Source organism: Pseudomonas sp. No.117 (assembly GCF_054558395.1).
Genome location: NZ_BAAJNP010000006.1, coordinates 268,401 through 294,640 on the forward strand (window position 1 = coordinate 268,401; position 26,240 = coordinate 294,640).

Below are 26,240 nucleotides of genomic sequence, written 5' to 3' on the forward strand. Positions count from 1 at the left end.
AGCTAGTCGCGGGCGCGCAGGCCGTCGAGCAGGCTTTCCAGGGGCTGCGGGCGACCGAGCAGGAAGCCCTGGAAGGTGTCCACGCCGAGGTCCTTGAGCAATTCGAATTGCGCCTGGGTTTCCACCCCTTCGGCGACGATCTGCATGTTCAAGGCGCGGCACAGACTGACGATGCCGGCCAGCAGTTGCCGGGAGCGGTCGTCGGCGTCCACCGCCAGCAGGAAGCTGCGGTCGATCTTGATGGTGTCGAAGGGCAGCCGGTGCAGGTAGCCCAGCGAGGAATAGCCGGTACCGAAATCGTCCATCGCCACGCGAAAACCCTGCTCCCGTAGCGCCGCCAGGCGGCGTTCGGGGGCGCCCTTCTGCAGGAACACCGACTCGGTGACCTCCAGCTCCAGCGCGCCGGGGGCGATGCCATAGTCGGCGCAGGCCCTGGCCAGCACCTCGGCCAGTTCGTCGTCGGCCACCTGCAGCGGCGAGACGTTCACCGCCACCGGAATCTGCAGCCCGGCGTCCTGCAAGGCCCGGGCATGACTGGCCGCACGGCGGATCGCCAGGCGCCCGAGGGCCGAGGCCATGCCGTTCTGCTCGGCGAGCGGCACGAAGACGTTGGGTGGCACCACGCCCACCCCGGGGCAGTTCCAGCGCGCCAGCAACTCGGCACTGACCATGACTTGCTGCGCATCGAACTTGGGCTGCAGGACGAAGGTGATGAGCTCCCCTTCGATGGCACCGTGCAGGTGCGCCAGCAGAGTCACCTTGTTCCGCGCCGCACTGGTGAGTTGCGGATCGTAGCAGCGCACCCGGCTCTTGCCCGCCGCCTTGGCGGCATACATGGCCGCATCGGCGTTACGCAGCAGGGTCTCGACGTCCAGCCCCTCCTCGGGAGCCAGGCTCAGGCCGATGCTGGCCGACACCCGGATATCATGGCCACCGATGCGCTGCTGGCGCCCCACCGCCTGCACCAGTTGCTCGGCCACCTGCAGGGCATGGGCGGGGTCTTCCACGTCCAGCAGGGCGACGAATTCGTCGCCACCCCAGCGCGCCAGCACCTCGCCCTCGCCCAGTACCTGGCGCAACTCCCGGACCAGGGCGCAGAGCAGCTCGTCACCGGCGGCGTGGCCCAGGGAATCGTTGACCTCCTTGAAGCCGTCGACATCGATGAACAGCACCGCCAGCTTGCTCGTCTCCTCCAGCCCTTGCAGGCGCGCAGTGAAGGCCTGGTAGAAAGAGGTACGGTTGGGCAGCTGGGTCAGGGCATCGCTCAGGGCCATGCGCTCCAGGGCCTGCTCCGCCCGCTTGCGCTCGGTGATGTCCCTCAGGCTGGCGATGACGTAGCCTTCGCGATCCGCCTCGCCGGCGAAGCGACTCAGGCTGATCTCAACCGGCGTGACGCGCTTGGCGGAGACATGGAACTGGGCTTCGGACAGCGCATAGCCGTCACGTTCGAAGGTGCGGATGGCCGCTTCGGGCAACTTGATGTAGTGGGACAGGTATTGACCGGCGACACTGCGCTCGGCACTGAGCATCAGGGCCCGCAGGGCCGCGTTGGCCTCGATGATCTGGCCGCTCTCGGTCAGGACCGCCATGGCGTCGCGACAGAGGGTGAAGGCCGAGGCCATCAGGTGCAGCGAGCGCTCGGTGCGCTGCCGGGCACTGCGCTCGACCTCGAGCCGCCGGCGCACGGCATGCAACTCGGCGGTGGGCGAATCAGGACGTACCAGATCCGTCATCGTACTGGTCGCCAGCCAGGAGTGGCGCTACGCCGTTTATCGTTCTTGTGGGAGGCTGGCATCCAGGTGTCTCTGTGAATTCGACTGCAACCGCTATCACAGCAGGGCAATTGGCCATCATGCCAACTGCCCGGTGGCAGCTCAAGTCGATTCGTCAGAGACGTACGGTCAGTCGCGGCGCTCGAACTTGAGATCCCAGACGCCGTGGCCCAGCCGCTCGCCACGGCGCTCGAACTTGGTGATGGGTCTTTCCTCGGGACGCGGCACGAAGCCCGAGGCGTCGCCCAGGTTACGGTAACCGGGGGCGGCTTTCATGATCTCGAGCATGTGTTCGGCATAGGCCTGCCAATCGGTGGCCATGTGCAGCACCCCGCCGACCTTGAGCTTCTGCCGGACCAGTTCGGCGAAGGCCGGCTGGACGATACGGCGCTTGTGATGGCGGCTCTTGTGCCAGGGATCGGGGAAGAACAGCAGCACCCGGTCCAGGCTGGCATCGGCGACGCTCTGGCGCAGCACTTCCAGGGCATCGCAGCTGTAGACGCGCAGGTTGGTCAGGCCCTGGGTCATGGCGCCGTTGAGCAGCGCGCCCACGCCCGGACGATGCACCTCGACGCCGATGAAATCCTGCTCCGGCGCGGCGGCCGCCATCTCCAGGGTGGAGTGCCCCATGCCGAAGCCGATCTCGAAGGTGCGCGGCGCCTGGCGCCCGAACACCTGGTCGAAATCCCGGGGGCCGTCGGACAATTCCAGACCGAAGCGCGGCCAGCCTTGGTCGAGACCGCGCTGCTGGCCCTCGGTCATGCGGCCGGCACGCATCACGAAGCTCTTGATGGTGCGCAGGGGACGGTCGGGGGTCTGGTCGTCTTGATGATCGGTCATGGCGTTATCGATAGTGGGAAAAAGAGACGCCCGGCAGAGGCCGGGCGCGTGACAGAGGGCGCCGGTGTAGAGGCTGTTCTCGATCTCGCGAGCTAGAGCGAAACAAGGCGAAAATGCCTGAGGAAGCGGAGTTTACAAAGAGTAAATGAGCATTCCGAAGGCATTTTCAACGCCGTTTAGCCGACGCGCAGCAGATCGAGAGTAGCCTCCTAGTTGACCAGGCCGTCCAGCGGCGAAGACGCCGTGGCATAGAGCTTGCGCGGCATGCGGCCGGCCAGGTAGGCCAGGCGGCCGGCGACGATGGCGTGCTTCATGGCCTCGGCCATCAGCACCGGCTCGCGGGCATGGGCGATGGCGCTGTTCATCAGCACCGCCTCGCACCCCAGCTCCATGGCGATGGTGGCGTCCGATGCGGTACCCACGCCGGCATCCACCAGCACCGGTACTTTGGCCTCTTCGAGGATGATGCGCAGGTTGTAGGGGTTGCAGATGCCCAGGCCCGAGCCGATCAGACCGGCCAGCGGCATCACGGCGATGCAACCGATGGCTTCCAGCTGGCGGGCGACGATGGGATCGTCGCTGGTGTAGACCATGACGTCGAAGCCGTCGGCCACCAGGGTCTCGGCCGCCTTGAGCGTCTCGATGACGTTGGGGAACAGGGTCTTCTGGTCAGCCAGGACTTCCAGCTTGACCAGGTTGTGGCCGTCGAGCAGCTCGCGCGCCAGGCGGCAGGTACGCACCGCCTCCATCGCGTCGTAGCAGCCGGCGGTATTGGGCAGGATGGTGTAGCGCTCGGGCGAGATCACGTCGAGCAGGTTGGGCTCGCCGGGATTCTGGCCGATGTTGGTACGGCGCACCGCCACGGTGACGATCTCGGCACCCGAGGCTTCGATGGCCACGCGGGTCTCTTCGAGATCCCGGTACTTGCCGGTACCCACCAGCAGGCGCGATTCATAGGTGCGCCCGGCGAGGGTGAAGGGAGTGTCTTTCATCTGGATTCCTCTTTCGCGGCTAGCCGCCGCCGATGGCGTGGACCACTTCCAACCGGTCGCCGTCCGCCAGGGCGGTGGTGGCGTGCTGGCTGCGCGGCACGATGTCGAGGTTGCGCTCCACCGCCACCCGCCGTCCGGTCAATTCGAGACGCACGAGCAGGTCGGCGACGGTGGCACCGTCCGGCAATTCAAGGGATTCGCCGTTCAACAGGATCTGCATGGCAAAAGCATCGTCGCGGGGTGAGCGGTCATTCTACGCCGGTCGGGCGCGCATTGCAGCGGCGCCGGGCCGGGAACGACGGCCAGCGCGCGGTCAGAGGCTGCTCAGGCGCCAGGCCAGGATGGCCAGGCAGGCCCAGCCGGCGAGAAAGCACAGGCCACCGAAGGGCGTGACGATGCCCAGCCGCGAGAAGCCGGTCAGCGTCAGCAGATAGAGGCTGCCGGAAAACAGCAGGATGCCGGCGATGAAGAAGCCACCGGCCCAGGCCACCAGGCGGCCCTGGAAATGCAGCGACAGCAGGGCGACACCGAACAATGCCAGGGCATGGATGAGCTGGTAGAGCACGCCGGTCTGGAACACGGCCAGATACTCGGCGGACAGCCGCCCCTTGAGACCGTGGGCGGCGAAGGCGCCGAGACCGACACCGGTGAAGCCGGCCAAGGCCGCGAACAGCAGGAAGAGACGCAACATAGGTTTTACCGGGCGATGGAAGAGCAGCGCTGGTTATAATGGCCCGCTAATCGCCAAAGACCAAGCCGATGCTGCTCACCCTTCTCCGCCGTCTCCTGCGTATCGCCCTCTGGTTCGCCGCCCTCAGCGCCGCCGTGGTGCTGATCCTGCGCTGGGTGCCGCCGCCGGGCAGCATGCTGATGGTGGAACGCAAGGTCGAGTCCTGGATCGCTGGCAAGCCCATCGACCTGCAGCGCGACTGGCGACCCTGGAAGGAGCTGCCGGACGATCTCAAGATGGCGGTGATCGCCGGCGAGGACCAGCATTTCGCCGAGCACTGGGGCTTCGACATGGCGGCGATCCGCCAGGCCTTCAGCCACAACGAAGCCGGCGGCTCCCTGCGCGGCGCCAGCACCATCAGCCAGCAGACCGCCAAGAACCTCTTTCTCTGGAGCGGCCGCAGCTACCTGCGCAAGGCCTTCGAAGCCTGGTTCACCGTGCTGCTGGAGACCTTCTGGTCCAAGCAGCGCATCCTCGAGGTCTACCTCAACAGCGTGGAATGGGACGACGGTGTCTTCGGCGCCGAAGCCGCGGCCCGGCACCATTTCGGCATAGGCGCGCCCTACCTGTCCGACCGCCAGGCCAGCCTGCTGGCCGCCGTCCTGCCCAATCCGCGCGAATGGAGTCCGAGCCGCCCGAGCGCCTACGTCGCCGAACGCGCCGCCTGGATCCGCCAGCAGGAACGGCAACTGGGCGGCAGCGACTATCTGCGACGGATGACCGGGCAGTAGGTTGAAAGGTGGACACTCACGCTAAAACGTTCACGGATAGCCTGAACCGCGCCGCGTCAGCGGACCGCCATGGCCGCGATCAGACGTAGCGTGGAAAACGGCGCAGCCTTTTCCACTGAAGGCACAGGCTGCCCCCAGTATTGCTCACGCGTGGAAAACGCTGCGCGGTTTTCCACCCTACCGATGTGCGTCTGCTGGACCGCATGGCCGCGCCGCTCCTTTTTCGCGGGCATAAAAAAACCGCGCCAGAGGCGCGGTTTCTCGATAAACGCTCGGATCAGGCGGCGATGTTGCCCTTGAGCTTGTTCATCGCGTTCTTTTCCAGCTGGCGGATACGTTCCGCCGAGACATTGTACTTGGCCGCCAGCTCGTGCAGCGTGGCCTTTTCCTCGGCCAGCCAGCGCTGGTAGAGAATGTCGCGGCTGCGATCGTCCAGGCGTTCCAGGGCCTCGTGCAGATTGGCCGTGGAGCTGTCGGTCCAGTCGGCTTCCTCCAGCTGGCGGGCCGGGTCGTAGCGGCTGTCTTCCAGGTACTGGGCCGGCGACTGGTAAGCGGCATCGTCATCGGCATCGCTGGCCGGATCGAAGGCCATGTCCTGACCGGTCAGGCGGCTTTCCATCTCGCGTACTTCCCGCGGCTCGACGCCCAGGGTCTCGGCCACGCGATGGACCTCGTCGTTGTTCAGCCAGGCCAGCCGCTTCTTCTGGCTGCGCAGGTTGAAGAACAGCTTGCGCTGGGCCTTGGTGGTGGCCACCTTGACGATGCGCCAGTTGCGCAGGATGAATTCATGGATCTCGGCCTTGATCCAATGCACGGCAAAGGACACCAGGCGTACGCCCATCTCGGGGTTGAAGCGCTTGACGGCCTTCATCAGGCCGACATTGCCTTCCTGGATCAGGTCGGCCTGGGCCAGGCCATAGCCGGAATAGCTCTTGGCGATATGCACCACGAAGCGCAGGTGGGCGAGCACCAACTGCCGGGCGGCCTCCACGTCTTCCTTGTAGAAGAGGCGCTCGGCCAGTTCACGCTCCCGCTCCGGAGTGAGCAGCGGAATGCTGTTCACCGAGTGCACATAGGCTTCCAGGCTAGCGCCGGGAACCAATGTAGGAACAGGTTGCAACGAAGTGGTCATGCGAATCCTCCGATTCACTAAGCACTGGACAGTCTAACACTGATTTTTTGGACAGCGCCAGACTAGCCGAGGTTCCCTTAACCCCAGCTGAAAATGCCCGCGAAAGCCTTATTTCATCAGGGGTTTGGACCGTTTCCAAAGCTGTCGGAAACGGCCGTTCGTCAGCGCGGGGCGAGTTCGCGCAGATGACGGGCGACCGCCAGCCAGGCGCCGATGTAGCCGAGCAGCACGGCGCCGATCAGCAGCTGGAGGCCATCGTCCACGGCCACGCTGCCCAGGGCGAAGTCACTGCCGTAGAGGCCGGCCAGGTCGATCACAGCCGCGTTGAGCCAGTTCAGGCCGAACACCAGCAGCGCCCAGGCGGCGATGCCGGCGCCAAGGCCGAACAGCGCGCCCATGTAGAGGAAGGGCCGGCGCACATAGCCGTCGGTACCGCCCACCAGCTTGACCACCTCGATCTCGGTCCGGCGGTTCTCGATCGCCAGGCGAATGGTGTTGCCGATCACCAGCAGCAGGGCGATCACCAGCACCACGGTCAGGCCGAAGACGAATCGCTCGCCCAGCTTGAGGATGGCGGTGAGGCGCTCGACCCACTGCATGTCCAGTTGTACCTGCTGCACGCCGTTCATCTCGGCCAGTTGGCTGCGCAGCATGTCGAGGCGACTCTTGTCGATCTCCTTGGGCGTCACGGCGATGACGCCGGGCAGCGGATTCTGCGGCAATTCGCGCAGCGCCTCGCCGAGGCCGGCGTCCTGCTGCAATTCCTTCAGGGCGTCGTCCGGGCTGATCCAGCGCGCCTCGGCCACGTCCGGCAGCACCTTGATCTGGCTCATCAGCACCTCGGCCTGATCCTGGCCGGTGCGCAGGTCGAGGAAAACCGAGATCTGCGCGGCGCGCTGCCAGGAGCCGCCGAGGCGCTCGACGTTCTTCAGCAGCAGGGACACGCCCATCGGCAGGGCCAGGGCGATGCCCATCACCAGGCAGGTGAGGAAGGTGCCTATGGGCTGCTGCACCATGCGTCTGAGGCTGTCCCTGAGGCCGGTGCGGTGGGCTTCGAGGTAGGCATGCAGCGGGCTGCGCCAGTCGCTCTTGGGTTTCTTCGGCGCCTGGCGCTGCGGACGCTGGGGCTTGCCGCCCTGTTCCTGGCCACGGGGCAGTTCGGTGGCGCTCATGGCTGGCTCTCCTCTTCGTCACCGATCAGACGGCCGCGCTGCAGGGTGAGCATGCGATGGCGCAGCCGGGCGATGAGGGCGTGGTCGTGGCTGGCGATCAGCACCGTGGTGCCGAGGCTGTTGATGTCTTCGAAGACACCCATGATCTCCGAGGCCAGCCGGGGGTCGAGGTTACCGGTGGGTTCATCGGCCAGCAGCAGGGCCGGGCGATGCACCACCGCGCGGGCGATACCGACCCGCTGCTGCTGGCCGGTGGACAGCTCGGCCGGATAGTCGTCGAGCTTGTCCTTGAGGCTGACGCGCTCCAGCGCCGCGGCCACCCGCTTGGCGATCTCCGGCTTGGACAGGCCGAGGATCTGCAGCGGCAGGGCGACGTTGTCGAACACGGTGCGGTCATAGAGCAGCTGGTGGTTCTGGAAGACCACGCCGATCTGCCGGCGCAGGAAGGGAATCTGCGCATTGGTGATGCGCGAGATGTCCTGGCCGGCCAGGGTCAGCTTGCCGCCGGTGGGCCTTTCCATGGCCAGGATCAGCCGCATCAGGGTGCTCTTGCCGGCGCCGGAGTGCCCGGTGACGAAGAGGATCTCGCCGCGTTCGGCACGGAAGCTCAGTTCCTGCAGGCCGACGTGACCGTTGGGATAGCGCTTGGAGACGCGGTCAAACTGGATCATGAGACGCCCCGCTCCGCGAACAGGGCCTGGACGAAGGGCCGCGCCTCGAAGGGCCGCAGGTCGTCGATGCCTTCGCCGACGCCAACGTAGCGGATCGGCAGGGCGCTCTGCTTGGCCAGGGCGAAGATCACCCCACCCTTGGCGGTACCGTCGAGCTTGGTCAGCGCCAGGCCGGTCAGGGGCACCGCGTTGTGGAACTGCTTGGCCTGGTTGAGGGCGTTCTGGCCGGTACCGGCATCCAGGACCAGCAGGGTCTCGTGGGGCGCCGCCTCGTCCAGCTTGCCGATCACCCGGCGCACCTTGCGCAGCTCCTCCATGAGGTTGTCCTTGGTGTGCAGGCGGCCGGCGGTGTCGGCGATCAGCACATCGATACCGCGGGCCTTGGCCGCCTGGACAGCATCGAAGATCACCGAAGCGGAATCGGCGCCGGTGTGCTGGGCGATCACCGGGATGCGGTTGCGCTCGCCCCAGACCTGCAGCTGCTCCACGGCGGCGGCGCGGAAGGTGTCACCCGCGGCCAGCATGACCTTCTTGCCTTCGTTCTGCAGCCGCTTGGCCAGCTTGCCGATGGTGGTGGTCTTGCCGGCACCGTTCACACCGACCACCAGGATGACGTATGGCCTGTGCGAGGTATCGATCACCAGCGGCTGCTCCACTGGCAGCAGCATCTCGGTGAGTTCCTGCTGCAGGGCCTGGTACAGCGCCTCGCTGTCGGCCAGCTGCTTGCGCGCCACCTTCTGGGTGAGGTTGCGCATGATGACACCCGTCGCCTCGACGCCGACGTCGGCGGTCAGCAGGCGGGTCTCCAGCTCTTCGAGCAGGTCGTCGTCGATGGCCTTCTTGCCGAGGAACAGGCTGGCCATGCCCTCGCCGAGACTGGCGCTGGTCTTGGACAGGCCCTGGCGCAGGCGAGCGAAGAAGCCCAGCTTGGCCGGTTCGGCGGGAGCGGCGACGACGGCGGGTGGAGCGGGCTTGGGCTCGGGCGCAACCACTACGGGCTCAGGACGGACCGGGGCGACCGGCGCCACGGGTACGACCGGCGCGAGAGCGGGCTCAGGCTCAGGCGCTGGCACGGCCGGAGGCAGCGGCGCGACTGGCACAGCTACCGGTTCGGGCTCCACTTCGGGCGCCCTCACCGGCTCGACTTCGACCGGCGGCACGATGGGGTCTATCACCACGGGCTCGACCAGCGCCGTGAGGGCCACCGGCGACGGCGCCTCCTCTTCGGCAACCGGCACCGGATTCAGCGAGGGGATCGCCTCCGGCGGCTCGGGTACCGGCTCCGGATGCTGCACCGGCTCGCTGGCCAGCGGCTCGGGCAGGCGCTCTTCCGGCGCAGGCGCTGGGGCTTCGGCAGGCGTCTCTACGGGTTCGGCGGTCTTCTTGCGGAACCAGCCGAACAGGCCTTTCTTCTCCGTGGGGGGAGACTTCTTGTCGTCGGATCCAAACATGCGGGGCTCTGTATCGAACGGACGACCGGGCTGCGGGAGCTCCGCCAGGCGGCGCTCGACCGTCAGGCATGGCCGTCGGGAAAAGGGATGCGTATCCTAGCAGCCTGCCGGGCGGAAGACCTCCCCGTCGGCGAAAAACGCGCGACCGTCCCCAGGACGCAGCCGCTTCGTCCCCCACCGCGCTACAAGGCCTGCTCTCGCGATGCCCGCCTCCCGCTCTCGTCGGACCGCCCTGGTCGCCCTGCTCAGCCTGCTCCCCACCTTCGCCCTGGCCGCTGCCAGCCGGCAGAACACCGAGGAGTTCGTCCTCGACAATGGCCTGAAGCTGGTGGTCCGCGAAGACCATCGGGCCCCGGTCGCGGTGATGCAGCTCTGGTACCGCGTGGGCTCAAGCCTGGAGGCGCCGGGTGCCACCGGGCTCTCCCATGCCCTGGAGCACCTGATGTTCAAGGGCAGCCGCAAGCTCGGCGCCGGCGAGGCCTCGCATCTCCTGCGCGACCTGGGCGCCGAGGAAAACGCCTTCACCACCGACGACTACACCGTCTACTACCAGTTGCTCGCCCGCGACCGCCTGCCGGTCGCCCTGGAGCTGGAAGCCGATCGCATGGCCCATCTGCGCCTGGCGCCCGACGAGGTCACCCGCGAACTCGAGGTGATCAAGGAAGAACGCCGACTGCGGACCGACGACCGTCCGGAAGCGCTGTCCTTCGAGCGCTTCAAGGCGGCGGCCTATCCCGCCAGCGGCTATCGCAACCCCACCATCGGCTGGCCCCAGGACCTGCAACGCCTGAACACGACCGAACTCCAGCGCTGGTACCAGACCTGGTACGCCCCCAACAACGCCACCCTGGTGGTGGTGGGCGATGTCGAACCCCAGGCGCTCAAGGCCGAGGTGCAGCGCTGGTTCGGCGCCATCCCGCGCAGCGAGCTGCCGGCGCCGCGGCGGCCGCTGGAACTGCCGGCGCCGGGTGAGCGGCGGCTGGCGCTGCAGGCGCGCGAGGTGCCCAGCCTGCTGATGGGCTTCAACGTACCCAGCCTGGCCACCGCCGCCAATCCCCGGGACGCCTATGCCCTGCAACTGCTGGCAGCCCTGCTCAGCGGCGGCTCGGGGGCGCGCCTGCCCAGCCGCCTCGAACGCGGCGAGGAACTGGCCAGTAGCGTCCGCGCCGCCTACGGCGCCTATACCAATGGCGACAGCCTCTTCCTGCTCAGCGGCACCCCCAACACCCAGCGTGGCAAGACCCTCGAACAGCTGGAAGCGGCCTTCTGGGCACAACTGGAGCTGCTCAAGCGCGAGCCGCCCAGCGTGGAGGAAGTGGCCCGGGTCCGCGCCCTGCTGGTGGCCGGCCTGGTCTACGGCCGCGACTCCATCACCGCCCAGGCCAGCAGCATCGGCCAGCTGGAAAGCGTCGGCCTCGGCTGGCGCCAGGGCGACCTGCTGCTCGACGAGCTGGGCAAGGTCACCCCGGACGACCTGCGCCGCGTGGCCCGCACCTACTTCACCCGCGAGCGCCTGACCCTGGCCCAGCTGCGGCCCGAACCCGCCGCGGAGACTCGTCCATGAAGCGCCTGCTCTGTCTCTCGCTGTGCCTGCTCGCCGGCTGCCAGTCCCCGTCACCGGTCAATGAGCTGGCGCGGACCTATCCCGCCGTGGACAGCCTGAAGACGCTCAAGGATGCAACGCCCCTGGGCCGCCAGCTGGACATCCAGCGCTGGCGTACCGCCGAGGGTGCCCAGGTGCTGTTCGTGCCTGCGCCGGAATTGCCGATGTTCGACGTGCGCCTGATCTTCGCCGCCGGCAGCAGCCAGGACGGCGCCACCCCGGGTCTGGCCATGCTGACCAATGGCCTGCTCAATGAAGGCACCCCGGGGCGCGATGCCAGCGCCATCGCCGATGGCTTCGAGCGCCTGGGCGCCGACTTCAGCAACGGCGCCTACCGCGACCAGGCGGTGGCCGGGCTGCGTACCCTCGCCGATCCGGCGGTCAGCGAACCCGCCCTGGCCCTGCTCGCCGACGTGGTAGGTCGCCCGACCTTTCCCGCCGAGGCCATCCAGCGCATCCGCGACCAGTTGCTGACGCTGATCGTCGCCAGCCGGCGCGAACCGGCCAGCCTGGCGGGTGAAGCCCTGCAGGAGCGTCTCTACGGCAACCACCCCTATGCCCATTCGCCGCGCGGCACGGCAGCGGGCCTGGCGCGCCTGGACGCGGCCAGCCTGAAGGCCTTCCACGCCCGCGCCTATGCCGCCGGCAATACCGTGATCGCCCTTACCGGCGACCTGGATCGCGGCCGCGCCGAGCGCATCGCCGCCCAGCTGTCCCGCGCCCTGCCCCGCGGCCCGGCCCTGCCGCCGCTGCCGCCGCCCGCCCCGGCCGCGCCGGCACGGGTCCAGCTGGAGGTGCCGGCCCAGCAGACGCGCCTGCTGCTCGGCCAGCTCGGCATCACCCGCAGCGATCCCGACTACGCCGCGCTGTTCGTCGGCAACCAGATCCTGGGCGGCGGCGGCTTCGGCAGTCGCCTGATGACCGAGCTGCGCGAGCGCCGCGGCCTCACCTATGGCGTCAGCTCGGGTTTCACCCCCATGCGCCAGCCGGGGCCCTTCACCATCGGCCTGCAGACCCGCGCCGAGCTGGGCGACGCTACCCTCGCCCTGGTGCGCGAACTGCTGCGCGACTACCTGGCCCAGGGCCCCACCCAGGCCGAGCTGGACCGCGCCAAGCGCCAGATCGAAGGCAGCTTCCCGCTGGCCAACGCCAGCAACGGCGCCATCGTCGCCCAACTGGGCAACATCGGCTTCTACGACCTGCCCAGCAGCTACCTGGACGATTTCCTCCAGCAGGTCCGCAGCCTGACGGTCGACCAGGTCCACAGCGCCCTGCAGCGCCACCTGGATCCGGAAAAATTCATCGTGGTCAGCGCCGGCCCGCGGGTCGCCCAGCAGCCGCTGCCGCCACCCCGTCCTCTTACCTCGCTGCCGCTCCGCGGCATTCCGGAGCACTAGCATGGCCCAGAAGACCGCCAACCAATTGCGCATCATCGGTGGCGACTGGCGCAGCCGGCGCTTCGTCTTTCCCGATGCCCTAGGCCTGAGACCCACCCCGGACCGGGTCCGTGAGACCCTGTTCAACTGGCTGGCGCCCGTCACCCCCGGTGCCCGGGTGCTCGATCCCTTCGCCGGCAGTGGCGCCCTGCTGCTGGAAGCCCTCTCCCGCGGCGCCAGCCAGGCCCTGGCCTTCGATCTCAACGCCCAGGCGGCCAATGCCCTGCGTAGCCATTTGCAGACCCTTGACTGCAGCCAGGCCGAGGTACGTCAGACCGATGCCCTGCAGGCCCTGGCCAAGCCGGTGGAGGCGACCTTCGACCTGGTCTTTCTCGACCCGCCCTTCGGCAAGGAGCTCCTCGAGCCGGCCTGCGCGGCCCTGGAAGCCAACGGCTGGCTGGCCGCGGACGCCTGGATCTACACCGAGAGCGAAACCCAGCCTTCGTGCCTGACCCTGCCGGCGACCTGGCACCTGCACCGCGAGAAGAAGACCGGCAACGTCCACTACGCCCTCTGGCACCGCCAAGCGTGACCAGCGCCCCCTTCCGGCCGGCGCCCTGGCTGCCCGGCCCGCACCTGCAGACCCTCTGGGGCTCGCTGTGGCGGCGGCTGCCCCCCATCACCCGGCCGCGGGAACGACTGTGGCTGGAGGATGGCGATTTCCTCGACCTCGACTGGTACCACGCCGAGGATCCCCAGGTACCGCTGGTGCTGATCGCCCATGGCCTCACCGGCAGCTCCGGTTCGCACTATGTGCTCGGCCTGCAATTCGCCCTCGCCGCCCGCGGCTGGGCCAGCGTCGGCCTCAACTGGCGTGGCTGCTCCGGCGAGCCCAACCGGCTGCCGCGTGGCTACCATTCCGGCGTCAGCGACGACCTGGCGGCGGTAGTCCGCCATCTGCGGGCCAGTCGCCCGGAAGCTCCGCTGTTCGCGGTGGGCTTTTCCCTGGGTGGCAACGTGCTGCTCAAGTACCTGGGCGAGCGCGGCGCCGACAGTGGCCTGCGCGCCGCCGCGGCGGTCTCGGTGCCCTTTCGCCTGGACCTCTGCGCCGATCGCATCGGCATCGGCTTTTCGCGCCTCTACCAGCGGCACTTCATCCGCGAACTGGCGCGCTATGTGCGCGACAAACAGGCGCTGTTCGACCGCGAGCGGCATCCCGAGCAGCACGAACTCCTCGCGCGCCTGGGACCACCCGAGGGACTCAAGACCTTCTGGGACTTCGACGACCGCTACACCGCGCCCCTGCATGGTTTCCGCGATGCCCGGGACTATTATCGCCAGGCCTCCAGCCGCTACTACCTGGGCGGCATCCGCATCCCCACCCTGCTGATCCAGGCCGAGGACGATCCCTTCATCGGCGCCGATGCCCTGCCCGCCCGCGCCGAGCTGGCCCCCGGCACCCTGTTCGAGCGCCTGCGCCATGGCGGCCACGTCGGCTTCGTCGGCGGCACCTTCCGCGACCCCGACTACTACCTGGAAAGACGCATTCCCGACTGGCTGGTCAGCCAGCTGCCACCGCCATCCGGCCGATAAACGCCCACGGGTCGGCGATCCTGGCGCTGGTCGCCTTGGCCTCCTCCCGCCCCTGAGCTACCATCCAAGCCCCTACAGCTTCGCCCCCCAGGACAGCGTCATGAACCGAGTGCTATACCCCGGCACCTTCGACCCCATCACCAAGGGCCATGGCGATCTGGTGGAGCGCGCCTCGCGGCTGTTCGACGAAGTGGTGGTGGCGGTGGCCGCCAGCCCCAAGAAGAATCCGCTGTTCCCCCTCGAGCGCCGGGTGGAACTGGCCAAGGCGGTGACGGCGCACCTGCCCAACGTCGAGGTGATCGGCTTCAGCTGCCTGCTGGCCACCTTGGTGGAGCAACAGCAGGCGACCATCATCCTGCGCGGCCTGCGCGCGGTGTCGGACTTCGAGTTCGAATTCCAGCTGGCCAACATGAACCGGGTGCTGGCACCCCAGGCCGAGAGCATGTTCCTGACCCCCTCGGAACACTACTCCTACCTGTCTTCCACCCTGGTGCGGGAAATCGCGGCGCTCGGCGGCGACGTGACCAAATTCGTCCATCCCACTGTGCACCAGGCGTTGCTGGAGCGTTTTGCGCCGGCGGACTGATTAACCCCAAGGACTGTCGGGTGCAGCCGGCGCGCGGATGGGGCAAAATGCGCGCCTGACTTTTGAATCGCCACGTGTCCGCGGGGCGAGGAGCCGACGATGTCCCTCATCATTACCGACGATTGCATCAACTGCGACGTGTGCGAGCCCGAGTGCCCGAACGGCGCCATTTCCCAGGGTGCGGAGATCTACGTGATCGACCCGAACCTCTGCACCGAGTGCGTGGGCCACTACGACGAACCCCAGTGCCAGCAGGTGTGCCCGGTGGACTGCATCCCCCTCGACGAGAACCATGTCGAGACCAAGGAGCAGCTGCACGACAAGTACCTGAAGATCAGCGGCCAGGCCTGATACCTGGCCTTACGCCCTATTCGTTGGTACGGCCGTAACCGCTCTGGGTGCAGCCAAGGCAGCGCACGAAGGCCGCCTTGCCCGGTTCGACCACCAGCGCCTTGCCGGCCTTGCCGACATTGCCGCCCGCGGCGGTGAACGGCAGGCTCACCACGAAGGCACCCGCCCCGATCACGGTGGCGGCGATCAGCAACGGCCGCGCGATCAACAGATCACCGATCATGGAGAAGGCCTCTGGCGCCTGGGCTTCACCGAACGCCTGGTCGGCGGTCTGGTACTCGGTGACGTCACCCTGGGCCTGCTGCGCCTGTGCCGGCATGACCTGGCAGGTCAATGCCAGGGCCAGCACGGCCGCCAGGCTACGGAACGGATTCATACGGCTGATCCCTTGCGCGGTTGTGGTGGTCCCTGAACTATAACAGGCCGCCCGCACTTGTCATGCGGGCGGCCCCCAGACGTCACTCGGTACGGACGACCGGCTGCGGCGCGCGACGGTAGGCGTAGACCATCAGCGCGATACCGCCGAGCACCATGGGCACGCAGAGCACCTGCCCCATGGTCAGCCAGCCCCAGGCCAGGTAGCCGAGCTGGGCATCGGGCACCCGGACGAATTCGACGATGAAGCGGAAGATGCCATAGCAGAGCACGAATAGGCCGGACACGGCCATGGTCGGCCGCGGCTTGCGCGAATAGAGCCAGAGGATCACGAACAGCGCCACCCCTTCCAGGGCGAACTGGTAGAGCTGCGAAGGATGGCGCGGCAGCTGGGCCGGATCGCTGTAGGGCGGGAAGATCATCGCCCAGGGCACATCGGTGGGCTTGCCCCAGAGTTCGGCATTGATGAAGTTGCCGATGCGGCCGGCGCCGAGGCCGATGGGCACCAGCGGGGCGATGAAGTCCATCAGCTCGAAGAAGCCCTTGTTGTGGCGCTTGCCGAACCACCAGACCGCCAGGATCACCCCGAGCAGGCCGCCATGGAAGGACATGCCACCCTTCCAGACCTCGAAGATCAGCGTCGGATTGGCGATGTACTCCGCCAGGTTGTAGAACAGCACATAGCCCAAGCGCCCGCCGGCGATGACCCCGAGCGCCACCCAGAACACCAGGTCGGAGAGGGTCTCGCTGGTCCAGCGCGGATCGAAGCGATTCAGCCGGCGCTTGGCCAGCCACCAGGCGCCGCCGATCCCCACCAGGTACATGAGGCCGTACCAGTGGATCTTCAGCGGCCCCAGCGACAGGGCCACTGGGTCTATTTGCGGATACGGCAGCATGGTGCCTCCTTGGAAGGGATCAAAGTAGGAAGTTGAGACCGACGCCGAACAGCAGCAGCGCGAACAGGCGCTTGAGCAACCGGGGCGACAGGCGATGGGCCAGGCGGGCGCCGAAACGGGCGAAGAACATGCTGGTCAGGGCGATGCCCAGCAGCGCCGGGAGATAGACGTAGCCCAGGCTCCAGGCCGGCAACCCCGGCTCCTGCCAGCCGACGACGATGAACGACAGGGCGCCGGACAGGGCGATGGGCAGCCCACAGGCCGCCGAGGTGGCGACCGCCTGCTGCATCGACAGGCTGCGCCAGACCAGGAAGGGCACGGTGAGCGAGCCGCCGCCGATGCCGAAGATCGCCGAGGCCCAGCCGATCACCACGCCTGCCAACGTCAGCGCCGGCTTGCCCGGCTCGCGGGCCTGGGCCCGCGGCCGCAGGTCCAGCGCCAGTTGCAGGGCGATCAGGATGGCGAAGGTACCGATGATCTTCTGCAGCAGCGGTCCGTGGATGGCGGCGGCGGTGACGGCGCCCAGGGCGCTGCCGAAGACGATGCCCAGCGCCATCCAGGCGAACAGCCGCCAGCGCACCGCGCCGAGTCGATGATGGGCCCAGACCGAGTTGAGCGAAGTGAAGACGATGGTGGCCAGCGAAGTCCCCACGGCCAGGTGGGTGAGGATGTCCGGCGCGAGTCCCTTGGCGGTGAAGCTGTAGACCAGCACCGGCACGATGATCAGGCCGCCACCGACCCCGAACAGGCCGGCCAGTACCCCGGCGCAGGCACCGAGAACCAGGAAGAGCAACAGATCCATCATCACCTCGGGCGCAAGAAGCGGCATGGTACGCCGCTACCTGCCGGGCGGGAAGCGATGCCCCCGCCTGGCACGCTCAGTTCTGGACGCTGGCTGCCGGGTTGATCACCCGGCCCAGTCCGAGGTTGCGCAAGGCCAGGTGCAGGGCGCTGTGGATGACCTGGGGGTTATCGATCTGGCGCATCTGCTGGACCAGTTCGCGGGCCTTCTCCAGGGTGACCTGGCGCAGCAGCCACTTCACCTTGGGCAGGTTGGTGGCGTTCATCGACAGGGTATCGAAGCCCATGCCCATGAGCAGCACGGCTGCCGCCGGATCGCCGGCCATCTCGCCGCAGATGCTCACCGGCACCCCTTCGGCGTGAGCGCCGTCGACCACCTGCTGCAGCGCCTGTAGCACCGCCGGGTGGAAGTAGTCGTAGAGATCGGCTACCCGCGGGTTGTTGCGATCCACCGCCAGCAGGTACTGGGTAAGGTCGTTGGAGCCCACCGAGATGAAGTCCACCTGGCGCGCCAGGTCACGGGCCTGGTAGACCGCCGAGGGCACCTCGACCATGACACCCACCGGCGGCATGGGGATGTCGACGCCTTCGTCGCGCACCTCGCACCAGGCACGGTGCAGGAGGTGCTGGGACTCCTCCACCTCGTGCACGCCGGAGATCATCGGCAGCATGATGCGCAGGTTGTTCAGGCCCTCGCTGGCCTTGAGCATGGCGCGGGTCTGCACCAGGAAGATTTCCGGGTGGTCGAGGGTGACGCGGATGCCGCGCCAGCCAAGGAAGGGGTTGTCTTCCTTGATCGGGAAGTAGGACAGCGCCTTGTCGCCGCCGACGTCCAGGGTCCTCATGGTCACCGGCGCCGGATGGAAGGCGGCCAGCTGCTCGCGATAGATGGAGAGCTGCTCCTTCTCGCTGGGGAAACGCTCGTTGACCATGAAGGGGACTTCGGTACGGTACAGCCCGACCCCTTCGGCGCCGCGCTGCTGGGCGCGGGCGACGTCGGCCATGAGGCCGGTGTTGACCCACAGCGGCATGCGGTGGCCATCGAGGGTCTCGCAGGGCAGGCTGCGCAGGGCGTCGAGGCCCTGGGTCAGCTGGCGTTCTTCTTCCACCACGTCGCCGTATTGCTTGATCAGCGTCGGCGACGGATTGGTGAAGATCTCGCCGTGGTAGCCATCGACGATGAGGTCGATGCCGTCCACCTTGGAATACGGCAGGTCCACCGCGCCCATGACCGTGGGCACCCCCATGGCGCGGGCCAGGATGGCGACGTGGGAGTTGCCGGAGCCGAGGACCGAGATCAGGCCGACCAGGCGCCCCTCGGGGACCTCGCCGAGCATGGCCGGCGAGAGTTCCTCGCTGACCAGGATGGTGTTCTCGGGATAGATCAGGCAGGCCTGGTGGGCCTGCTGCAGGTAGGCCAGCAGCCGGCGACCCAGGTCGCGCACGTCGGCGGCCCGCTCGCGCAGGTAGGCGTCGTCCATCAGCTCGAAACGCTGGACGTGCTCCATTACCACCTGGCGCAGGGCGCCCTGGGCCCATTGGCCACTCTTGATGATGGTGGTCACCTCGTTACCGAGGGCGGCGTCGTCGAGCATCATCAGGTAGACGTCGAACAGCGCCCGCTCTTCCTTGCGCAGCTGGGTCGAGAGTCGCTTGGAGAGCGCCTTCATGTCCGCCCGCACCCCTTCGAGGGCGGTGCGGAACAGCTGCAGCTCGGCGTCGATGTCGGTCACGGTCTTGTCCGGGACCACTTCGAGGTCGGCGGGCGGCAGTACCACCACGGCCTTGCCGACACCGACGCCAGGCGAACCGGGGATGCCGACGAAGCGGGCTTCCTGGATGCCCTTGCCCTGCCGGTCCAGGCCGCGAATGGTCCCGGTGGCCTCGGCGTGGGCGATGACCCCGGCGAGCTGGGCGCTCATGGTCACCAGGAAGGCTTCCTCGCCCTCGTCGAACTGGCGGCGCTCCTTCTGCTGCACCACCAGCACGCCCATCACCCGGCGGTGGTGGATGATGGGGGCCCCGAGGAAGGAGGCGTAGCGTTCTTCGCCGGTCTCGGCGAAATAGCGGAAGCGGGGATGGCTGGCGGCGTCCTCGAGATTGAGCGGCTCCTCGCGGGTGCCGACCAGGCCGACCAGGCCCTCGTTGGGCGCCATGCTGACCCGGCCGATGGACTTCTTGTTCAGGCCCTCGGTGGCCATGAGCACGAAGCGGTTGGTGTCCGGGTCGAGCAGATAGACGGAGCAGACCTGCGACTGCATGGCCGCGCGGACACGCTGCACGATGATGGACAGTGCCGACCCCAGATCCTTGGCGGCATTGACCTCCTGGACGATCTTGCGCAGAACTGCAAGCATCTAGCGCCTCCGCAGTCGACGCCCGGCGGACTCGCCGGCGTGCATCACGTGTCGTTCATCCTGCATGACCACAGCTTCTCCTCACCTCTTTCGCACCGGCCGTACCGGTAATCAGGCCAGCAAGCGGGGTGCCAACTCCTTGAGCGCCCGCCGATAGACCTCTCGCTTGAAGGTCACCACCTGGCCCAGGGGGTACCAGTAGCTTACCCAGCGCCAGCCATCGAATTCCGGCTTGCCGGTGACATCCATGCGCACACGCTGCTCTTCCGCGGTCAGCCGCAGCAGGAACCACTTCTGCTTCTGGCCGATGCACAGCGGACGGCTGTGGGTACGCACCATGCGCTGCGGCAGCCGGTACCTCAGCCAACCGCGGGTACAGGCCAGGATACGGACATCATCGGGACTCAGTCCCACCTCTTCGTTCAGCTCCCGGTACAGCGCCTCTTCGGGCGTTTCCCGGTCATCGATCCCACCCTGGGGAAACTGCCAGGCATCCTGGTTGATCCGGCGGGCCCACAGTACTTGGCCGGCATCGTTGGCGAGAATGATGCCGACATTGGGGCGAAAACCATCAGCGTCGATCACGGCTGCCACCCTTGAAAATTGTCGTTGCCCGCATTGTTCCACAAAGCCCGACAGCCCAGCAATGCAAGCTCCGGACCGACTGCGGTGCGGCCGACCGACGCCGTCTCCAGGCGGCCACTGCCGCCTGCAAAAGCCGGCATTATGGTGCTCGCTAGCTGAACGTCGGCTTAAGGGCGGGCAATCGCGGCGCCCTAGCGGAAATGCCGCTGCACGGCCATGTAAGCGGCCAGCGCCAGACCGACCCAGCCGACCAGCCAGAAATAGTCGAGATAGCCCAGCACCTGGCTTTGGCGGGTGACCAGGCTGGAGATCTGGGCAAGGGCACTGTCGGCACCGGTGGCCTGCCGATAGCGCTCGCCATAGGCCTGGTAGGTCTGGGCATAGGGGGTAACGGCGGCGCTGAGCACCGTGGCATGGAAGGCGTCGCGCCATTGCAGGAAGACGTTGGACAGCACGATGCCCATGGGCATGACCAGTTGCTGGGTCATGTTCTTGATCTGGTAGGCCTGGCTGAAATAGGCCGGCTCGACGCGCATGAAGGTGTACATGATGATCACCGCGAAGGTGCCGATCAGGTAGGTGCCGTGCATCATCAGCCCCGGGACCAGTTGCTGGAACAGCGGCACGTCGGCGTGCTGGCGCACCATCCAGAACCCATAGCCGGCCAGCAGCAGGTAGCCGGCCACCAGGTACTTGCGGAAGCCACCCCAGGGGAAGCGCTCGCGCAGCCGCACCGAGGTGATCATCAACAGCGGCGCCAGGCCGCACAGCCAGCCCAGCGCCATGACGCCCCCGGCGGTATAGACCGGCAGTTGCAGGCCGTTGACCACGTACTGGGGGATGATGAAGTTGTAGGCGCCGAGCAGGAAGTAGTTGAGCATCATGAACAGCATGCCGGCGAGAAAGCCGGGGGTGATGGCATGCTTGAAGTCCAGCGTCGGCCGCGCCAGGCCGCGCTCGTAGTAGACGTACAGCCCGAGCAGGGCCGCCCCCAGCAGCAGCTCCAGCGCCAGCCACGGGCCATCGCTGAAGAAGTCGAAGGCCAGCCGCTGGGTGGTGGTGGTGAGCAGCAGGCTACCGGCGGCGAGCAGCACCATGGACAGCAGCGAAGGCGCGCCGGAATTCTGCAGCGGATGGGAGCGCCGCGGCAGGGACAACCAGACGCAGACCGCCACCAGCAGGCACGCCAGCGCCGGCACCAGGAAGATCGCCCGCCACTGATGGCCTTCCAGCAACTCCGCGGTGGTGAAGGAGGCCAGCGCCCCGCCCAGGGGCACGCCGGAGGCGAAGGCGCGGATCCCGGTCGGCAACTGGGGGCCGGAGAAATACATCTGCACCAGCACCCGCGCCCCGGCGAAGAAGGTGGCGGCGCCGGCGCCCATCAGGACGCGCCCGGCGATGAAGGTCGGCAGGTCGGTGGCGACCAGGCAGCACACCTGCCCGACGAGATGGATGCCGACCGCGGCGAAGATCAGGTTGCGATAGCCCAGGCGCTGGGCGAACCACTGGTGCGGCGCGCTGGTGAGGATGACCGCGGCGCTGTAGCAGGCGGTGGCCAGGGAATAGCTGCGCTGGTCGATGCCGAGGCCGCCATAGACGTAACGATTGGCCAGGGCGATGGACAGGTTGTCGAGAAAGTACACCAGCACCATGAGGGTGATGCTCAGCAGCAGGAGGCCGCGGTGGTGGGGGCGATCGGTGTCGTCGGCGTACATGGAGACCCAGGGCTGGCACTAAGGGGGCCAGCCGTGGACCCTGCGTCCGGGGTGGGGTTCAGCGACGGCGTTGTCGCAGTCTCCTCCAGGTGATGTGGATCGCGTCCCGGATCAGCCCGGCAGCAGTGCCCGGACGTCGGCCAGCAGTTCGTCCGGCACCTCGAGCCAGCCGCGGGTGGTATTGCGCTTCCGCGCGGCATAGCGGCGCTGCGACGGCAGGCGGGCGCCCTGGGCTTCGATGCCGGCGAACAACTGCTCGGCGCGCTGTTGGTAGTCGGCTACCGCGGCGCCGAGAAAGCGCTGGGGATCGAAGGCCAGGATGAGTTCGCCGTGATAGGGCAGCCCGCCCGCGCCAGCGTCGACCGCGGAAGACTCCGGACTGGTGAGATCGCCGATCAGCGGACCGGCGAGCAATTCGATCATGGCCGACAGCGCCGAGCCCTTGTGACCGCCAAAGGTAAGCATGGCGCCCTCCTCCAGCACGGTGCGGGCATCGTTGCTGGGCGCGCCCTCGGCATCCACGCCCCAGCCCTCGGGCAGGGCCTTGCCCGCGCGACGATGCAATTCGATCTCGCCACGGGCCACGGCGCTGGTGGCGAAATCGAAGACGAAGGGCGGACCTTCGGGCCGCGGCCAGCCGAAAGCCAGGGGATTGGTACCGAACAGCGGGCGACGACCGCCGGCCGGGGCGACATAGGCCTGGGTCGGATTGCAGGCCAGGGCCACCAGCCCCCTGGCGGTGAGGGCTTCCATCTCCACCCAGAGCGCCGAGAAGTGCACGCAATTGTTGATCGCCAGGGCTGCCAGGCCACAGCTGCGCGCCTTGGCGTCGAGCAGGGGCAGACCCGTCTCGAAGGCCAGCGGTGAGAAGCCGCCGCCCGCGTCGACCCGAACGATGGCCGGGGCCACGTCCTCGACTCTGGGCTGGGCATCCGCCACCACCTTGCCGGCCTTGAGCGTCTTGATGATGCCCAGCAGCCGATAGATGCCGTGGGAGGCGCAGTCATCCTGCTGCCCGGCCACCATCACCGCGGCGATGGCCGCGCCCTGCGCCGGGCTGAAGCCATGGGCCGCGAGCACCTCTTCGGCCAGGTGCTGCAGGTTTTCCGGGGTCATCTGGGCCATGGCGGCGCTCCATCGGGAAAACCCCGACTATGCCGCAACCGGTCACGACCCGCTCGCTCGACTTGGGAGCGGTCGTGCCGATCCCGGCACAGTCAGCCCTGGTGGTAGCGCCCCGACAATTCGTGCACGGCGGCGATGAAGGCTCCGGCATGGGCCGGGTCCACCTCGGGGGTGATGCCGTGGCCGAGGTTGAAGACGTGGCCGCTGCCCTGGCCATAGCTTTCCAGAATGCGCCCCACCTCGGCGCGGATGGCCGCCGGCTTGGCGTAGAGCACGCTGGGGTCCATGTTGCCCTGCAGGGCGACCTTGCTGCCGACCCGCCGACGGGCTTCGCCGATGTCGCAGGTCCAGTCCAGGCCCAAGGCCTCGGCACCGCTGTCGGCCAGGCTTTCCAGCCAGAGTCCGCCGTTCTTGGTGAAGAGGATCACCGGCACCCGGCGCCCCTCGTGCTCACGAATCAGGCCGGCGACGATCTTGCGCATATAGGCCAGGGAGAATTCCTGGTAGGCCGCCGCCGAGAGGTTGCCACCCCAGGTATCGAAGATCTGCACCGCCTGGGCGCCGGCGCGGATCTGGCCGTTGAGGTAGGCGGTGACCGCCTGGGCCAGCTTGTCCAGCAGCAGGTGCAGGGCCGCGGGGGTGTCGTAGAGCATGGCCTTGGCCTTGCGGAAGTCCTTGCTGGAGCCGCCTTCGATCATGTAGGTGGCCAGGGTCCAGGGGCTGCCGGAAAAGCCGATCAGCGGCACCCGGCCATCCAGCGCGGTACGGATGGTGCGCACGGCGTCCATGACGTAGCCCAGGTCGCTTTCGGCATCGGGGATCGGCAGGGCCTCGATGTCGGCCGGGGTATCGATCACCTTGCGAAAGCGCGGCCCCTCGCCGGTCTCGAAATACAGGCCCTGGCCCATGGCATCGGGGATGGTGAGGATGTCGGAGAAGAGGATGGCCGCATCCAGCGGATAGCGCTCAAGCGGCTGCAGGGTCACCTCGCAGGCGAACTGCGGGTTCTTGCACAGGCTCATGAAGTCCCCGGCACGCGCCCGGCTGGCGCGGTACTCGGGCAGATAGCGTCCGGCCTGGCGCATCATCCACACCGGGGTGACATCCACCGGCTGCTTGAGCAGGGCACGCAGGAAACGGTCGTTCTTCAGGGCGGTCATGGCGACATCCGGCAGCAAAAGTGCCGGCATTGTCGCAAAGCGGCTGGCAAAAGGCACGGCGCCAGGGCGTGCCTTTTGTCTATCGCGGCGATCGGCTCACCAGCTCTTGTAGGGCAGGAACTTACCGTTGAGGACGATCTGCACCCGGTCACCCTTGGGATCGGCCACCCGCGAGATATCCATGCTGAAGTCGATGGCGCTCATGATGCCGTCGCCGAATTCCTCATGGATCAGGGCTTTGATGGTATCGCCGTAGACGTTGATCATCTCGTAGAAGCGATAGATCAGCGGATCGGTCGGCACGGCCTTGTCCCAGTGCTTGTGCGGAAAGGCTTGCAGCGCCAGGGACACCTCGTCCGGCAACTCCAGCACCTGGCACAGACGCTCCGCCACCGCCGGCGGCATGCTGTTCATGCCTAGGCAGGCGGAGGTGGTCCAGACCGGCGACATTTCCAGGCTGGCGGCGATCGCGGCCCAGCTCAGGCCGAGACGCTGCTTGGCGGCCAGGATGGCGGAGGTCATTTCGGGCTTGTTCATGGCAGTACCTCGCAGGAAGGAGCCGGGTTCTCTGCAGGCCCTGTGCCAGGCCCGTCAGGCGCGTGAACTGGCAGCCCGGAGCGCTGGTGACACCCCGGACTGCACCAGAAAGCGGCCCCGCCGCCGAACGACGCCCAAGAAAAAAGCCGACCGGCTCGGCGCCGGTAGGCTTTTTCCCATCCGGGGCGGCTTAGACGCCGAGGTAGTCGAGGATACCCTCGGCGGCGTTGCGGCCTTCGAAGATGGCGGTCACCACCAGGTCGGATCCGCGCACCATATCGCCACCGGCGAAGATCTTCGGATTGCTGGTCTGGTGCTTGAACTCACCGAGACCAGGCGCCACCACGCGGCCCTGGCTGTCGAGGTCGATGCCGAACTGCTCGAACCAGGGCGCCGGGCTGGGGCGGAAACCGAAGGCGATGACCACCGCCTCGGCCGGCAGGATCTCCTCGGAGCCGGGAATCGGCTCGGGGCTGCGACGGCCGCGGGCATCGGGCTCGCCGAGGCGGGTTTCCACCACCTTGACGCCTTCCACCTTGTCTTCGCCGATGATGGCGATGGGCTGGCGGTTGAAGAGGAACTTCACGCCCTCTTCCTTGGCGTTCTTCACTTCCTTGCGCGAGCCCGGCATGTTGGCGGCATCGCGGCGGTAGGCGCAGGTCACGCTCTTGGCGCCCTGGCGGATGGAGGTGCGGTTGCAGTCCATGGCGGTGTCGCCGCCACCCAGGACCACTACGCGCTTACCCTTCATGTCGACGAAGTCGGCCGCATCCTTCTCGAAGCCGAGGTTACGGTTGACGTTGGCCACCAGGAAATCCAGGGCATCGTGCACGCCAGGCAGGTCTTCGCCAGGGAAGCCGCCCTTCATGTAGGTGTAGGTGCCCATGCCGAGGAAGACCGCATCGAATTCCTCGAGCAGCTGTTCCATGGTCACGTCCTTGCCCACCTCGGTGTTGAGGCGGAATTCCACGCCCATGCCGCCGAAGACTTCGCGGCGGCGGCTGAGCACGGTCTTCTCCAGCTTGAACTCGGGGATACCGAAGGTCAGCAGGCCGCCGATCTCGGGGTGCTTGTCGAACACCACCGGGGTCACGCCGTTGCGTACCAGGATGTCGGCGCAACCCAGGCCGGCCGGGCCGGCGCCGATCACGGCGACGCGCTTGCCGGTGGGCTTGACCTTGGACATGTCCGGGCGCCAGCCCATGGCGAAGGCGGTGTCGGTGATGTACTTCTCCACCGAACCGATGGTCACCGCGCCGAAGCCATCGTTGAGGGTGCAGGCGCCCTCGCAGAGACGATCCTGCGGGCAGACCCGGCCACAGACCTCGGGCAGGGTGTTGGTCTGGTGCGACAGTTCCGCCGCCGCCAGGATGTTGCCCTCGGACACCAGCTTGAGCCAGTTGGGAATGAAGTTGTGCACCGGGCACTTCCATTCGCAATAGGGGTTGCCACAGCCCAGGCAGCGGTGCGCCTGTTCGGCGGCCTGCTGCGGCTTGAAGGGATCGTGGATCTCGACGAATTCCTTCTTGCGCTGGCGCAGCAGTTTCTTCTTCGGATCCTTGCGTCCGACCTCGATGAACTGGAAGTCGTTGTTCAGACGTTCAGCCATTTCCAAACCTCTTGAAGCGACGCCCCATCAGCTGGGCGCCACGAGCTAGCACGGTGAAACCGGCTCCCTCGGGAGCCGGC

General features: G+C 67.4%; 26 protein-coding genes. 7 read left to right on the forward strand and 19 right to left on the reverse strand.

Annotation, left to right across the window (positions count from 1 at the left end; all coding sequences use genetic code 11):
- Positions 1-2: 2 nt before the first annotated feature.
- From ACYJP6_RS16325 to ACYJP6_RS16345, 5 genes are all read right to left on the reverse strand, one after another.
- Entirely contained in the window at positions 3-1,733 is a 1,731-nt protein-coding gene (locus tag ACYJP6_RS16325; RefSeq protein ID WP_459476068.1) for a putative bifunctional diguanylate cyclase/phosphodiesterase, read from the reverse strand.
- Positions 1,734-1,901: 168 nt separating this feature from the next.
- Positions 1,902-2,573 carry a tRNA (guanosine(46)-N7)-methyltransferase TrmB gene (gene trmB / locus ACYJP6_RS16330; protein ID WP_459476221.1) on the reverse strand — a complete coding sequence of 224 codons (672 nt, stop codon included), beginning with the start codon at positions 2,571-2,573 and terminating at the stop codon, positions 1,902-1,904.
- 248 nt (positions 2,574-2,821) lie between these two features.
- Positions 2,822-3,604, reverse strand: coding sequence for a thiazole synthase (locus ACYJP6_RS16335; RefSeq protein WP_459476069.1), 783 nt, complete (start codon positions 3,602-3,604; stop codon positions 2,822-2,824).
- A gap of 19 nt (positions 3,605-3,623) precedes the next feature.
- Positions 3,624-3,824, reverse strand: a complete 201-nt coding sequence (thiS, locus tag ACYJP6_RS16340; protein ID WP_058762949.1) for a sulfur carrier protein ThiS — start codon at positions 3,822-3,824, stop codon at positions 3,624-3,626.
- A gap of 93 nt (positions 3,825-3,917) precedes the next feature.
- Positions 3,918-4,295, reverse strand: coding sequence for a DUF423 domain-containing protein (locus ACYJP6_RS16345; RefSeq protein WP_459476070.1), 378 nt, complete (start codon positions 4,293-4,295; stop codon positions 3,918-3,920).
- 68 nt (positions 4,296-4,363) lie between these two features.
- On the opposite strand from ACYJP6_RS16345, the gene mtgA reads away from it, so the two are divergent.
- Positions 4,364-5,065, forward strand: a complete 702-nt coding sequence (mtgA, locus tag ACYJP6_RS16350) for a monofunctional biosynthetic peptidoglycan transglycosylase (protein WP_459476071.1) — start codon at positions 4,364-4,366, stop codon at positions 5,063-5,065.
- A 277-nt stretch (positions 5,066-5,342) separates the two neighbouring features.
- Here mtgA and rpoH read toward each other — a convergent pair whose 3' ends face one another.
- The 4 genes from rpoH to ftsY form a co-directional block, all read right to left on the reverse strand.
- On the reverse strand, positions 5,343-6,197 hold the full coding sequence (rpoH, locus tag ACYJP6_RS16355) for an RNA polymerase sigma factor RpoH (protein ID WP_026083834.1): 855 nt from the start codon (positions 6,195-6,197) through the stop codon (positions 5,343-5,345).
- Positions 6,198-6,358: 161 nt separating this feature from the next.
- Positions 6,359-7,369 carry a permease-like cell division protein FtsX gene (gene ftsX, locus ACYJP6_RS16360; protein WP_459476073.1) on the reverse strand — a complete coding sequence of 337 codons (1,011 nt, stop codon included), beginning with the start codon at positions 7,367-7,369 and terminating at the stop codon, positions 6,359-6,361.
- Positions 7,366-8,040: a cell division ATP-binding protein FtsE gene (ftsE, locus tag ACYJP6_RS16365; RefSeq protein WP_058762944.1), complete on the reverse strand. Its 675-nt coding sequence runs from the start codon at positions 8,038-8,040 to the stop codon at positions 7,366-7,368. The genes ftsX and ftsE overlap by 4 nt, the downstream gene beginning before the upstream one ends.
- Positions 8,037-9,491, reverse strand: coding sequence for a signal recognition particle-docking protein FtsY (gene ftsY, locus ACYJP6_RS16370; protein ID WP_459476074.1), 1,455 nt, complete (start codon positions 9,489-9,491; stop codon positions 8,037-8,039). Before ftsY ends, ftsE begins: the two co-directional genes overlap by 4 nt.
- A gap of 202 nt (positions 9,492-9,693) precedes the next feature.
- Between ftsY and ACYJP6_RS16375 the strand changes: the two genes are divergently transcribed.
- The 6 genes from ACYJP6_RS16375 (at position 9,694) to ACYJP6_RS16400 (ending at position 15,000) form a co-directional block, all read left to right on the forward strand.
- Positions 9,694-11,055, forward strand: coding sequence for a M16 family metallopeptidase (locus tag ACYJP6_RS16375; RefSeq protein ID WP_459476075.1), 1,362 nt, complete (start codon positions 9,694-9,696; stop codon positions 11,053-11,055).
- Positions 11,052-12,491, forward strand: a complete 1,440-nt coding sequence (locus ACYJP6_RS16380; RefSeq protein ID WP_459476076.1) for a M16 family metallopeptidase — start codon at positions 11,052-11,054, stop codon at positions 12,489-12,491. The genes ACYJP6_RS16375 and ACYJP6_RS16380 overlap by 4 nt, the downstream gene beginning before the upstream one ends.
- Position 12,492: 1 nt before the next feature.
- Positions 12,493-13,062, forward strand: a complete 570-nt coding sequence (rsmD, locus tag ACYJP6_RS16385; protein ID WP_459476077.1) for a 16S rRNA (guanine(966)-N(2))-methyltransferase RsmD — start codon at positions 12,493-12,495, stop codon at positions 13,060-13,062.
- On the forward strand, positions 13,059-14,063 hold the full coding sequence (locus tag ACYJP6_RS16390; protein WP_459476078.1) for a hydrolase: 1,005 nt from the start codon (positions 13,059-13,061) through the stop codon (positions 14,061-14,063). Before rsmD ends, ACYJP6_RS16390 begins: the two co-directional genes overlap by 4 nt.
- Before the next feature lie 100 nt (positions 14,064-14,163).
- Positions 14,164-14,649: a pantetheine-phosphate adenylyltransferase gene (gene coaD, locus ACYJP6_RS16395; protein WP_459476079.1), complete on the forward strand. Its 486-nt coding sequence runs from the start codon at positions 14,164-14,166 to the stop codon at positions 14,647-14,649.
- A 99-nt stretch (positions 14,650-14,748) separates the two neighbouring features.
- Positions 14,749-15,000, forward strand: coding sequence for a YfhL family 4Fe-4S dicluster ferredoxin (locus ACYJP6_RS16400; protein ID WP_007161640.1), 252 nt, complete (start codon positions 14,749-14,751; stop codon positions 14,998-15,000).
- 16 nt (positions 15,001-15,016) lie between these two features.
- On the opposite strand, the gene ACYJP6_RS16405 is transcribed toward ACYJP6_RS16400, so the two are convergent.
- The 10 genes from ACYJP6_RS16405 to ACYJP6_RS16450 form a co-directional block, all read right to left on the reverse strand.
- A complete protein-coding gene (locus ACYJP6_RS16405) occupies positions 15,017-15,376 on the reverse strand; it encodes a multidrug transporter (protein ID WP_459476080.1) in 360 nt (119 codons plus the stop codon).
- 82 nt (positions 15,377-15,458) lie between these two features.
- Entirely contained in the window at positions 15,459-16,271 is an 813-nt protein-coding gene (gene lgt / locus ACYJP6_RS16410; protein WP_459476081.1) for a prolipoprotein diacylglyceryl transferase, read from the reverse strand.
- A 19-nt stretch (positions 16,272-16,290) separates the two neighbouring features.
- Positions 16,291-17,073, reverse strand: coding sequence for a sulfite exporter TauE/SafE family protein (locus tag ACYJP6_RS16415; RefSeq protein WP_459476222.1), 783 nt, complete (start codon positions 17,071-17,073; stop codon positions 16,291-16,293).
- A gap of 76 nt (positions 17,074-17,149) precedes the next feature.
- Entirely contained in the window at positions 17,150-19,429 is a 2,280-nt protein-coding gene (ptsP, locus tag ACYJP6_RS16420; protein ID WP_145007596.1) for a phosphoenolpyruvate--protein phosphotransferase, read from the reverse strand.
- A gap of 111 nt (positions 19,430-19,540) precedes the next feature.
- Positions 19,541-20,014, reverse strand: a complete 474-nt coding sequence (locus ACYJP6_RS16425; RefSeq protein WP_007161635.1) for an RNA pyrophosphohydrolase — start codon at positions 20,012-20,014, stop codon at positions 19,541-19,543.
- Positions 20,015-20,205: 191 nt separating this feature from the next.
- Complete coding sequence (locus ACYJP6_RS16430; RefSeq protein ID WP_459476082.1) at positions 20,206-21,729, reverse strand: MFS transporter; 1,524 nt, start codon at positions 21,727-21,729, stop codon at positions 20,206-20,208.
- Positions 21,730-21,840: 111 nt separating this feature from the next.
- Positions 21,841-22,854: an Ldh family oxidoreductase gene (locus tag ACYJP6_RS16435; RefSeq protein ID WP_459476083.1), complete on the reverse strand. Its 1,014-nt coding sequence runs from the start codon at positions 22,852-22,854 to the stop codon at positions 21,841-21,843.
- A 92-nt stretch (positions 22,855-22,946) separates the two neighbouring features.
- Complete coding sequence (gene hemE, locus ACYJP6_RS16440; protein WP_459476084.1) at positions 22,947-24,014, reverse strand: uroporphyrinogen decarboxylase; 1,068 nt, start codon at positions 24,012-24,014, stop codon at positions 22,947-22,949.
- A gap of 96 nt (positions 24,015-24,110) precedes the next feature.
- Positions 24,111-24,551: a cyanase gene (gene cynS / locus ACYJP6_RS16445; protein ID WP_459476085.1), complete on the reverse strand. Its 441-nt coding sequence runs from the start codon at positions 24,549-24,551 to the stop codon at positions 24,111-24,113.
- Between the two features lie 190 nt (positions 24,552-24,741).
- A complete protein-coding gene (locus ACYJP6_RS16450; protein ID WP_459476086.1) occupies positions 24,742-26,160 on the reverse strand; it encodes an FAD-dependent oxidoreductase in 1,419 nt (472 codons plus the stop codon).
- Positions 26,161-26,240 lie beyond the last annotated feature (80 nt).